The organism is SAR202 cluster bacterium, from assembly GCA_016872355.1.
In the GTDB taxonomy this organism is placed as follows: domain Bacteria; phylum Chloroflexota; class Dehalococcoidia; order Lucifugimonadales; family VGZY01; genus VGZY01.
Genome location: VGZY01000095.1, coordinates 1 through 10,424 on the forward strand (window position 1 = coordinate 1; position 10,424 = coordinate 10,424).

General features: G+C 61.0%; 11 protein-coding genes. 6 read left to right on the forward strand and 5 right to left on the reverse strand.

Annotation, left to right across the window (positions count from 1 at the left end; translation table 11 throughout):
* Positions 1-232 precede the first annotated feature (232 nt).
* The 5 genes from FJ319_13705 to FJ319_13725 all read left to right on the forward strand — a co-directional run bounded on the left by FJ319_13705 (position 233) and on the right by FJ319_13725 (position 3,322).
* Entirely contained in the window at positions 233-1,228 is a 996-nt protein-coding gene (locus FJ319_13705; GenBank protein MBM3935324.1) for a prohibitin family protein, read from the forward strand.
* 9 nt (positions 1,229-1,237) lie between these two features.
* Complete coding sequence (locus FJ319_13710) at positions 1,238-1,876, forward strand: MBL fold metallo-hydrolase (GenBank protein ID MBM3935325.1); 639 nt, start codon at positions 1,238-1,240, stop codon at positions 1,874-1,876.
* A gap of 12 nt (positions 1,877-1,888) precedes the next feature.
* Positions 1,889-2,035, forward strand: a complete 147-nt coding sequence (locus tag FJ319_13715; protein MBM3935326.1) for a type II toxin-antitoxin system HicA family toxin — start codon at positions 1,889-1,891, stop codon at positions 2,033-2,035.
* A 135-nt stretch (positions 2,036-2,170) separates the two neighbouring features.
* Entirely contained in the window at positions 2,171-2,482 is a 312-nt protein-coding gene (locus tag FJ319_13720) for a hypothetical protein (GenBank protein MBM3935327.1), read from the forward strand.
* A 24-nt stretch (positions 2,483-2,506) separates the two neighbouring features.
* Positions 2,507-3,322: an MBL fold metallo-hydrolase gene (locus tag FJ319_13725; GenBank protein MBM3935328.1), complete on the forward strand. Its 816-nt coding sequence runs from the start codon at positions 2,507-2,509 to the stop codon at positions 3,320-3,322.
* Between the two features lie 84 nt (positions 3,323-3,406).
* Here the strand turns inward: FJ319_13725 and FJ319_13730 are convergent, their stop codons facing one another.
* From FJ319_13730 to lysA, 5 genes are all read right to left on the reverse strand, one after another.
* The gene (locus FJ319_13730) at positions 3,407-3,622 is read right to left on the reverse strand and encodes a hypothetical protein (protein MBM3935329.1); all 216 of its coding nucleotides are present in this window, start codon (positions 3,620-3,622) and stop codon (positions 3,407-3,409) included.
* A 397-nt stretch (positions 3,623-4,019) separates the two neighbouring features.
* Positions 4,020-5,849: an ABC transporter ATP-binding protein gene (locus FJ319_13735; protein MBM3935330.1), complete on the reverse strand. Its 1,830-nt coding sequence runs from the start codon at positions 5,847-5,849 to the stop codon at positions 4,020-4,022.
* On the reverse strand, positions 5,849-7,660 hold the full coding sequence (locus tag FJ319_13740; protein MBM3935331.1) for an ABC transporter ATP-binding protein: 1,812 nt from the start codon (positions 7,658-7,660) through the stop codon (positions 5,849-5,851). The genes FJ319_13735 and FJ319_13740 overlap by 1 nt, the downstream gene beginning before the upstream one ends.
* A 133-nt stretch (positions 7,661-7,793) precedes the next feature.
* Positions 7,794-8,438, reverse strand: a complete 645-nt coding sequence (locus FJ319_13745) for a 7-cyano-7-deazaguanine synthase (protein MBM3935332.1) — start codon at positions 8,436-8,438, stop codon at positions 7,794-7,796.
* Positions 8,439-8,449: 11 nt separating this feature from the next.
* Complete coding sequence (gene lysA, locus FJ319_13750; GenBank protein ID MBM3935333.1) at positions 8,450-9,763, reverse strand: diaminopimelate decarboxylase; 1,314 nt, start codon at positions 9,761-9,763, stop codon at positions 8,450-8,452.
* Positions 9,764-9,927: 164 nt separating this feature from the next.
* Between lysA and FJ319_13755 the strand changes: the two genes are divergently transcribed.
* Positions 9,928-10,158, forward strand: a complete 231-nt coding sequence (locus tag FJ319_13755; protein ID MBM3935334.1) for a DUF433 domain-containing protein — start codon at positions 9,928-9,930, stop codon at positions 10,156-10,158.
* Positions 10,159-10,424: the final 266 nt, after the last annotated feature.

The window sequence follows — 10,424 nt, forward strand, 5'->3', positions numbered from 1 at the left end:
CTGTGCTCTCTTCGCTTCTCGCTCGGTCAAATGTAGTCCTCTCATGGACTGACATATTCACTGAGCAGTTACCTACTGACAATATCACTGAGCAAAGACATCTTGACAACGAGTTAATTGACTTGCGGGGCCGTTGCCCATATCCTCTTTAGTTAGACGGCCAAAAGCTCTTTGCCCTTGGCTTTCCACCAGCACCTATGACCCAGCACCCAGAACCCCTCCCGGAGGCCCCATGATACCCGTCAAGATCGCTCTCGCCGTCCTCGGCGTCATTATCTTCCTCGCCCTCTCCATCAAGGTAGACGCCAAGGGCTACCAGCAGGGCGTCAAGTTCCGCCCCATCGGTGTCGCCGTCGGAGGCGTCATCCTCCTCATCCTCATCTCCGTCAGCACATCCATAGGCCAGATAGAGGCAGGCACACGAGGCGTCGTTCTGCAATTCGGCGCCATCACGGGCAAAACGCTGAACGAAGGCCTCTATTTCATCGTCCCGTTCGTCCAGTCCGTCGAGATCATGGACGTCCAGACCCAGGCGCACACCGTCCCGGTCAACGCTGCCTCGAAGGACCTCCAGGACGTGCAGACCGAGGTCACCCTGAACTACCGCCTCTTCCCCGACCAGGTAGACCAGGTCTACAGGGACCTCCGCCGCCAGTACGAGTCCAGGGTCATAAACCCCGCCATCCAGGAGTCGGTCAAGGCCATCACCGCCGGCTACGACGCCGAGCAGCTCATCACAGAGCGGGCGAACGTCAAAATCGCTATCGAGGATGCCCTCCGCACACGCCTGGCCAAGGACGGCATCGAGATGATCACGCTCTCAATCACGAACTTCGCCTTCAGCGCTGCCTTCAGCTCCGCAATCGAAGCCAAGCAGGTCGCAGCCCAGCGCGCGCTCGAGGCCACAAACAAGCTCCGCCAGATTGAGGTCGAGGCGCAGCAGGTCAAGGCCGCCGCCGAAGGTCAGCGCGACGCCCGCATCGCCGAGGCCGAGGGCGAGAAGCAGTCCACCATCCTCCGCGCCCAGGGCGATTCCGAGTCCATCCGCCTGCGCTCAATCGCCCAGAGCGAGGCCAACCGCGTCCTCAGCGAGACGCTTACCGATCAGCTCATTCGCTACACGATAGCCCAGGACCTCACGCCCGGCATCCAGACCATCATCATCCCGGCCGGACAGGAGTTCATCCTCGGGGACGCCGTCCTGGGCCGGTCCGGGACGAACCCGTGAGGAGGCCACATGTCTATAGCCGTCGCGTCTAACGTACGCAAGGCCATCCTGGGCACGAGCGTCAACAACGTCTACCTCATAACAGGCAAGAAGGCGGCCGTGCTCTTCGATAGCGGGTGGGACGAGGGCGACAACATAGAGCGCGTCCTGGCGATGTGGAAAGATGCCGGCAGTCCGAAGATCGCCGCCATCGTCCTCTCCCACAAGCACCGCGACCACAGCGGCGGCGCGCTCAAGCTCTCCCAGGCCACCGGCGGGAAGGTCTACGCAACGGCCATCGACCAGGCGCTCATCGCCGCAGACCAGCCCGAGCAGCGCGTCGATGTGAACCCGAAGGACGGCGAGACGATCGACATCGGCGGCGAGACGATCGAGCTCATTCACACGCCCGGCCACACGATGGGCAGCCTGAGCGCCTACCACCGCGAGCAGCGCATCCTCTTCGCAGGCGACTCCATCCGCACCGCCGCGCCGTTCCGGTGGGACAAGGTCAACGGCAGCCTGCCCGTCCACCTGGAAACGCTCAAAAAGCTGCAGAAGCGGGACATCGCGCTCATAGGCGTCGGCCACGGCCCGGAGGTAACGGACCCCACCGCCTTTATCGCCAACGAGCTGGCCATCCTCCCCGCCCGCCTCGGGGAGAAGTAAGAGGCTGGTCGCGTGCCGCGTAGATATACTCCTGCCGAGGCCATCAAAATCCCCAGATCCCTGGGATTCGTGGAAGCGGGCCACGTTGGAGACCATAAGCAGTTTAAGAAGCCCGAGAAGGGGAGCGGCAAGGTGACTGTGCGGATGAAGAAAGGCTAGATAAAGCCTGAAAAACTTAGCTCGATGATTCGACAGGCTAGGACAACTCGAGAAGAATGGGATAGGATAGCAGATAGGGTGCTATAGTCAGCCGCCAGGGGAAAGTGTGACGAGAGGGAGCTGAGGAGGTCAAACATGGACCAGAAGGTTACCGTGATTCTGGTGCCGCATGCAGACGGCGAATTTACCGTAGTTTTCCCATTCCACGACGGCATAGCAACGTCCGGCGACTCCGTCGAGGAAGCGATGAGAAACGCGCGCGAGGCATTTGAACTTCATGTCGAGGGCATGGCCAAAGACGGAGAAGAGCTCAATCTCCACATCGCCCATTTGCCGGGGGCGCGCATAGTGGAGATCGACACGCATCTGTCCAACCGCGTGGAGCGCGCCGCCAAGAAAGAAGCTGAACGCTGGAAGATCGACCAGCCGACGGCAAACCTCAAGTAGAACGGAGTCAGGCCCTCGACCACCATGGAATTCGCCCTAGGCATCTACGCCATCCCCGTCAGCGACGGCGCAAACACCGTCTACATCGCCCGCGGTGACAACGCCGCGGCCATCATCGACGCCGGCCGCAAGGCTGCGGACGCGGACACCATCCTGGACTACTGGAGGGGCATCGGCGCGCCGAAGGTGCAGGCCCTGGTCCTGTCGCATCGCCACTGGGACCACATCGCCGGCGCAAGCAAGATCGTGGATGTCACGGGGGCCGAGGTGCTGGCCACCGCAGTTGAAAAGCCATTCATCGAGGCGGCGGAGACTCCCGTGCGCGTGGACAGGACGGAGCGCGACGGCGAACGCATTTCCCTGGGCGGCGCAACGCTGGAGATTCTTGAGACCCCCGGCCACACGATGGGCAGCCTCTCCGTCTACCACCGCGAGCACCGCGTCCTCTTCACCGGAGACACCGTCCTTGGCTCCAGCCCCACCGCCATCAGCCCGGACCAGGGCGACATGTCCCTCTACCTCGACTCCCTGCGCAGGTTGGCGGACATCGACGCGCGCACCGTTGCCCCCGGACACGGCCCCCTCATGCGCTCGCCGCGCATCAACATACAGGGCCTCATCTCCCACCGCCTGGCGCGGGAGGCACAGATACTGGACCTGCTCTCCGCCGGCCACAACACGGTGGACTCGCTCTTCTACGCCATCTACGCCGCCGAGGTGGACGCCGCCCACGTGGATCTGGCCAAAGGCCAGGTCCGCGCCCACCTGCTCAAGCTCCAGCGCGACGGCAAAGCCGCCCTCCACGACGGCAAATGGCTGGCGTACGCCGGGCGGAGTTAGGAATAGTGAATTATGAATAGCGAATAGTGAATTATCGAGCCGAAGAATACCCGGCTGTTCAATTCACTATTCACTATTCTAAATTCACAATTCTCTCTCCCTCCCCATCTCCCACGAACCCCACATCATCGCGGCCGATGCAGCTATCGTGACCGCGAAGATCACCATCGCAGCGTCCGGCCTGGTCTCCGCCACCCTCGCGTCAGCAAACTTCCCGAAGGCCACCATGCACCCCACGCCGATTACAATGAAAGACCCGAACCCAAGGACATATGCGGTAACGGTCCTCATGAAACGCATGGTGCACCCCTGTGAAACATCAGTTCCGGTTAACCCGTCACCCTATTTGTCATGCTGAGCGGAGCGAAGCATCGTTCAGGCGAGACTCTCGGTGATGTGCGATCACTATCGGTCAACGCTCTCAGGCATGTCCCTGGATTGTAGCCTGATCAAGAGGGTATCTTCCCCTGGAACGTAACCTGAACGATCCTTCGGCCAGAGCGCCTCAGGATGACAAATAGGATGACGGCCTGCAACAACACACTCCCCTACGCCCCTAACTTTACGCCTCCCACAACCGTTACGCATCCCAGAACTCTGTGATTTCCGGCCGCCCGCATACGCCGCCTCGGGGGAAAACAACGGGACCCTGCACGTGACAGGGTCCCTTGCAATCAACGTATTCTGCGACCGCGCCCTACTTCGCCGCCGCCCGCGCCGCCTCGGAGGGGTCGAGCGTGTATGAGTACAGCCGGGCGTACAGCCCGCCCATCGCCACTAGCTGCGCGTGTGTGCCCATCTCCAGTACGCCGCCCTTGTCTATCACCACAATTTTGTCCGCATTCCTCACGGTCGAAAGGCGGTGCGCAATCACGAACGCCGTGCGCCCCTGCAGCATCTCGGCCAGCGACTTCTGGATCTGCACCTCGGTCTCGGTGTCGATGTTCGCCGTCGCCTCATCAAGAATTAGTATCCGAGGGTTAACGACGAGCGCGCGTGCAAAGCTGATCAGCTGCCGCTGCCCCACGCTCAGGTTGCCGCCGCGCTGCTGCAATTCCGTGTCGTAGCCCTTCTCCAGCTTCATGATGAAGTCGTGCGCGCCAACAGCCTTCGCGGCGCGCTCGATCTCTTCCTGCGTCACGTGCTCGCGGTTGTAGCGAATGTTGCCCGCCACGGTGCTGTTGGAAAACAGGTACGGCTCTTGCGGCACCACGCTCATCTGCTTCGCCAGCGACTCCATCGTCACGTCGCGTATGTCGTGCCCGTCAATCGCTATGCTTCCGCCTGTGACGTCGTACATGCGCATGAGGAGGGACACAATGGTGGTCTTCCCGGCCCCCGTCGGCCCCACCAGCGCAACGGTCTCACCAGCCTTGACGTCCAGGTTGACGCCCTTGAGAACAGGCGTGTCCGGGTTGTAATGAAAGTTCACCTTCTCAAAGTGGACGTTGCCCTTAACCTCGGGCAGCTCTATGGCGTCCGGCTTATCTTCCACGTCCGGTTTGTGGTCCAGTAGCTGGAATATCCTCGCGCCGGAAACCATCGCCCTCTGCAGGCTGGCGTACTGGGAAATCAGTCCCCTGATCGGGTCGAAGAAGCGCTGCACATAAAGCGCGAACGCCACAACCACGCCCACCTCGATGCGCCCGTTGATGACCATGCTGCCGCCGGCGACGACGATTATCGCAAGTCCCAGCGCCGTCATAAGCTCCACCGACGGCGGCAGAATTGCCGACATCCGGGTGGCCTGCAGGTTGGCCTTGAGGTTCTCCGCGTTCGTCTGGTCGAACTTGCTCGCGTTGACCTTCTCGCGGTTCAGGCTCTGGATAACCCGCACACCTGCGATATTCTCCTGGAGCCCGGAGTTGATCGTCGCGACGGACTTGCGCACGCGCAGGAAGGACGCCCGCGCATACTTCTGCCACACGATAAGCACAACAAATAGCGGTGGCACAACCGATAACGTAGCGATGGCCAGCTTCCAGTCCACAACGAACATCGTTACAACTATGCCCGCCAGCGAGAAGAAGTCCGCCAGCGAATGCACGACGATCTGCAACACGTCCTGCAACTGGTGCACGTCGCTCTGTATGCGGGACATCACCTTGCCGGTCTCGTTCTTGTCGAAGAACGACATCGACTGGCTCTGTATCTTTTTGAACAGGTCCACGCGCAAGCGGAACAGGACTTCCTGCCCGACGTAGTTGAGGTACCGCAGGTGCGTGATGTTCGCCAGGAACTGGACCAGCGCCACTCCCAGGAATACCAGGATGGCCCAGTTCAGACTCCCGACGTTGCCTGTCGTTACCGCAGGGGTTATGTGGTCGTCTATTATCCACTTGATTACGAGGGGCGATACCACCATGCACGTGGAGTAGACGATCATCGAAAGGACTATCACGGCCACCCGGAACTTGAACGGCCAGATGTACTTCATCATCCGGGACACGACGGTATGGTCGTAAACCTTGCCGTGCTCCTCTTCAAGACCGCCATGGCCAAAGCCGTGCATCCGTGGGTTGAACATCAGGACGGCCTCCCCATAGAGACGCCCCGCTGGGTCGTCTCGTTCCCAAGGGATGAGATCGCGCTGTCCACCGGCGCCTCGGCGTCCTTCTGCGACTTGAACTGGAGGTCGTATATCCTGCGGTACTGGCCGTCGCGCGCAATCAGCTCGTCGTGGGTCCCGCGCTCAGCAATGCGCCCGTTGTCCAGCACTATGATCAGGTCGGCCTTGCGAACCGTCGAAAGGCGGTGGGCGATGACGAACGTCGTCCTCCCCTTCACCACCTCGGCCATCGCCTGCTGGATAAGGTACTCGGTCCCCATGTCCACGCTTGACGTTGAGTCGTCCAGGATCATTATCGGAGGGTCAATGAGTATGGTCCGCGCGATCGCCAGCCGCTGGCGCTGGCCTCCGGAGAGAGTCACGCCACGCTCGCCCACGCGGGTGTCATAGCCCGCGGGCAGGCTCTCTATGTGCTGGTGTAGCTGCGCAATCTTCGCCGCACGCTCGATGTCGTCCTGGGACGCATCGGCCAGGCCGTATGCGATGTTCTCACGGATGGTCGCGGCGAACAGGAACACGTCCTGCAGCACAATGCCCACGTTCTCACGAAGCGACTCTATCTGGACATCACGGATGTCGGTCCCATCGATCGTTATGGCGCCGCTGCTCACATCGTAAAAGCGCGGTATTAGCTGCACCACGCTGCTCTTCCCGGAGCCGGGGCCGCCGAGTATCGCGACGAGCTTGCCCGGCTTCGCCTCGAAGTCCAGTCCCTTGAGCACCGGCGTCCCGGGATCATAGCCAAACGTCACGTTTTGGAACCGGACGTGGCCGGATACCTTGCCCATCGGCTTCGCGCCCGGCCGCTCCTTCACCGGGGACTCCGCATCAAGAACGCTGAAAAGACGCTTGCCTGAGGCGAGCGTCCTGGCCAGTCCGTTGGCCTCTGAGCCAATCTTGCGTATGGGCTGCGTAAGCAGGTCCACGTAGAGGGCGAACGCGACCAGCTCGCCCGGCGTTAACGCTCCCCCCACTACCTCATGGCCGCCCGACCAGATGATGAGGGCCGTGGCGCCGGCGATCAGAAGTCCCCACGTGGCCTGGCGGTTATTTGAGACAACCGATGAAGCGTAGGTAGATGTGGCAACCTCGCGGGCAGCGCTCTCGAACTTGGCCTCCTCGAATTTGCGCCCGCCGAACGCCTTCACTACCTTCATCCCGGTCAGGCTCTCCTGCAGGATGGTGACCATGCGGCCGTTCGCCGCCGATGACCGGGTCCACAACGGGTTCAGCCTTTGCATCAGGACAAAGGACCTGACCACTACCACTGGGATGATCATGAGGCTGATGAGGCCCAGGCGCGGGTTCATCGATATAAGGGTTACTGCAACACCGACCAGCGTAATAATCGTGGACAGCCACTGCATAAGGCCACTGCCGATGAAGCTCCTCACAGCGTCGACGTCGGAGGTGGCCATCGCCATCAGGTTGCCGGTCTGCTGCTTGTCATGGAAGCCGAAGCTCATGCTGTGCAGCTTCTTGAAGAAGGCATTGCGGAGGTCGTAAGCGGCGAGCTGGGATACCGACTCGTTGAAGTACGCCTGCCCGTAGGAGAAGGCGCCCCTGATGACGCTGGAGGCAAGGACTGCGCCGCCGTAGAGGTATAGGTCCCGCTGGACGCCGCTCTGGATGGCGACGTCGATTGCAGTGCCGAGGAAACGCGGAATGACCAGGGCGGCTAGGGTAGCACCCACCATGGCTATGTATGCCCCGATCATCTGCCACTTGTGCCGCATTCCATACGCGGCCAGACGCAGAAACATCTTCATCTTTGGGGCACACCGCCTCAGTAGGTGTCGGAATATTCACGTCGCGGTAAGTATGTTACACCGTGAAACAAACGTGGTCAACGCAAAATTTCACCAAAAGGGACTGAGCGGTCCGGCATTCCGGTCATAATCCTCAGGAGTAAGGCGTTCTGTCCTCAACCCCGGCCTCGCGAAACGAACTCTGCCGCTCCTCGCACTTCTGGCACCGGCCGCAGTGACGGCCGTTTGCAGGCGCCATGCAGGTCAGCGTGAGGTGCAGCGGTAAGCCCGGGTTCGCCCGGATGATGTCGGCCTTGTGCAGCCCGCGATAGGGCGCTTCAATCTCCACCCTGTGCGCCAGCCCCTGGCTGAGCACCTCTCCGAAGCCCCTGAAGAACTCCGGCGTGGCGTCGGGGAACGGGTTGCCGCCCAGTGAGCCGATTGCGATGCGGGAAACCCCATGCGTGCTGCACCACACCGCCGCCAGCCCGATCAGGATGATGTTGCGCCCAGGCAAGAAGACTGCCTCGTCGGCCTCGCCCGCCTGCGGCACCCCCTTCCCCGTCACACCCCAGTGGTCGCCATACAGCGGCCGCACGGGCATTGAAATGTCCGTGATCGGCTGAACGTTGGGGCTGGCCAGGGCGGTTATGTAAGCCGCAACCGCCTTCCTCTCTTCCGTTTCCCATTTCAGTCCCACTTTGACGTAGATGGGATAGACGAGCGCGCTCCGGGCCAGGTCGGCTAGCAGCACGGAGCTGTCCAGCCCACCGCTTGCGAGCACCGCAACCTTCTCCATTGGCCCCCTCGCTAGACCACGTCGTTGATCATCATGTCCTTATAGCTCTCCCGGCGGCGGATGAGCCTCGACTTCCCGTTCGCGACCATCACTATCGCCGGGCGAGGGTTCAGGTTGTATACGCTCGCCATTGATGGCGCGTAGGCGCCCGCGGACGGCATGGCAAGAATGTCGCCTGTCTCCAGCGTCGGAAGCTCGATGTCGCGAATCAGCACATCCCCGGACTCGCAGTACTTGCCGGCTATCGTGACCTTCTCCGCCGGCTTCGCGCCCATGCGATTCGCTATTGCCGCCTCGTACTTGGAACCGTAAATGGCAGGGCGGATGTTGTCGCCCATGCCGCCGTCCACGGAGACGTACTTTCGCACGCCGGGGATGCTCTTGATGCCTCCTACCGTGTAAAGCGCCACTCCGGCCCGGCCCACAATGGACCGGCCGGGCTCCACAACGAGCGTCGGCTCGCCGAAGCCGAGGTCCTTCAGCCGCGCCTTGAGCGCCGTCGTGATCACTTCGGCGTACGACGAAATCGGCGGGGGCAGCTTGTCGCGCAGGTACCCGATGGCGAACCCGCCGCCCGGGCTGAACTCCTGCAGGTTAAGCCCCTCCTTCTTGAAGGGCGCCAGGTAGGTCAGGATGGTGTCCACCGCGATCGAATAAGGCTCAAGCTCAAAAATCGGTGAGCCCAGGTGGAAGTGAATACCGATGAGGTTCAGGTTGGACGACTTCAACGCCTGCCTGATCGCCTTCGCTGCGTCGCCCGTCTCAATTGCGAAGCCGAACTTGCTGTCCAGGGTGCCTGTCGTCGTCATCACGTGCGTGTGCGGGTCCACGTTCGGCGAAATCCTGAGCATCACGTCCTGCTTCACGCCGCGGGCCTTCGCCAGATCGTTCAGCAATTTCAATTCGTGGAAGCTGTCTATTACCACCCTCCCAAGCCCCACCTCCAGGGCCATCTCCAGCTCTTGCGGCGTCTTATTATTGCCGTGGAAATACAGGCCCTTCGCCGGCACCCTGGCCGCCTGAGCAACGGCGATCTCGCCGCCGGACACAACGTCCATGCCGAGCCCTTCCTCGGTCACCAGCTTCGCAATCGCCGGGTTCACGAACGCCTTGGAAGCGAACAGCACTTTCGTCTTCGGGTACCGCTTTGTGAACTCGCCCACGAACTCGCGGCACATGCCACGCAGGGTGGCCTCATCGTAGACATACAGCGGCGTACCGTACTCGGCGGCCAGTTCAAGAGCGTCCACCCCTCCAAGGGTGAGATGACCCTTGCCGTTCACGCCGGCGGTCACAGGGAAAAGACTTGCGTTAGCGAAAGACATTAAGGGCTCCTGAGAATAGAAAGGTAGCGTTCAAACGCAGGTAGTTTACAAAATTTGCCTACCGTTTGCCAGAAGTGGAGCGGCGAGTATGATAATGGTAGACTTTGCTCAAGAGTGACTCTGAGTTATGCAGTGGTACCTAGGCCAATGGAGGAGGGGAAGCAATGTATGATCGAATAACGTACGATCCGCAAATCATGGGCGGCCGCGCATGCATCCGGGGTATGCGGATTACGGTTTCCTTGGTCATCGGGCTCGTAGCTAGCGGAATGACTACCAGGGAAATAATCGCAGAGTATCCCGACCTGGAGCCCGAGGATATTCGCCAGGCGCTCCAGTACGCTGCAGACCTCGTCTCAGACCGAATGGTGATGTTTGCTGGAGAGAAGCCTTGAAATTCCTGGCAGACATGGGCGTCTCCGGGCTAGTCGTCCGGACTCTGAATGCCAGAGGTCACGACGCCGTGCACTTGAGGGACATAGGCCTCCAGAGACTCCCCGACCCTCAAATACTTGTCAAAGCCAGAACTGAGAACAGAATTGTCTTGACCTACGACCTCGACTTCTCTGAACTCATGTCACTCGGAGGGCACTCCCTGCCAAGCGTAATAACCTTCAGGATGCGCGACCAGCGTCCGAGCACGGCAGTCGATCGCTTGATA

Coding starts and splice junctions, on each gene's coding strand:
- lysA (MBM3935333.1), bottom strand. CDS start 9,763: ATGTCTTTCGCTAACGCAAGTCTTTTCCCTGTGACCGCCGGCGTGAAC.
- FJ319_13705 (MBM3935324.1), top strand. CDS start 233: ATGATACCCGTCAAGATCGCTCTCGCCGTCCTCGGCGTCATTATCTTC.
- FJ319_13755 (MBM3935334.1), top strand. CDS start 9,928: ATGTATGATCGAATAACGTACGATCCGCAAATCATGGGCGGCCGCGCA.
- FJ319_13745 (MBM3935332.1), bottom strand. CDS start 8,438: ATGGAGAAGGTTGCGGTGCTCGCAAGCGGTGGGCTGGACAGCTCCGTG.
- FJ319_13720 (MBM3935327.1), top strand. CDS start 2,171: ATGGACCAGAAGGTTACCGTGATTCTGGTGCCGCATGCAGACGGCGAA.
- FJ319_13725 (MBM3935328.1), top strand. CDS start 2,507: ATGGAATTCGCCCTAGGCATCTACGCCATCCCCGTCAGCGACGGCGCA.
- FJ319_13710 (MBM3935325.1), top strand. CDS start 1,238: ATGTCTATAGCCGTCGCGTCTAACGTACGCAAGGCCATCCTGGGCACG.
- FJ319_13730 (MBM3935329.1), bottom strand. CDS start 3,622: ATGCGTTTCATGAGGACCGTTACCGCATATGTCCTTGGGTTCGGGTCT.
- FJ319_13735 (MBM3935330.1), bottom strand. CDS start 5,849: ATGTTCAACCCACGGATGCACGGCTTTGGCCATGGCGGTCTTGAAGAG.
- FJ319_13740 (MBM3935331.1), bottom strand. CDS start 7,660: ATGAAGATGTTTCTGCGTCTGGCCGCGTATGGAATGCGGCACAAGTGG.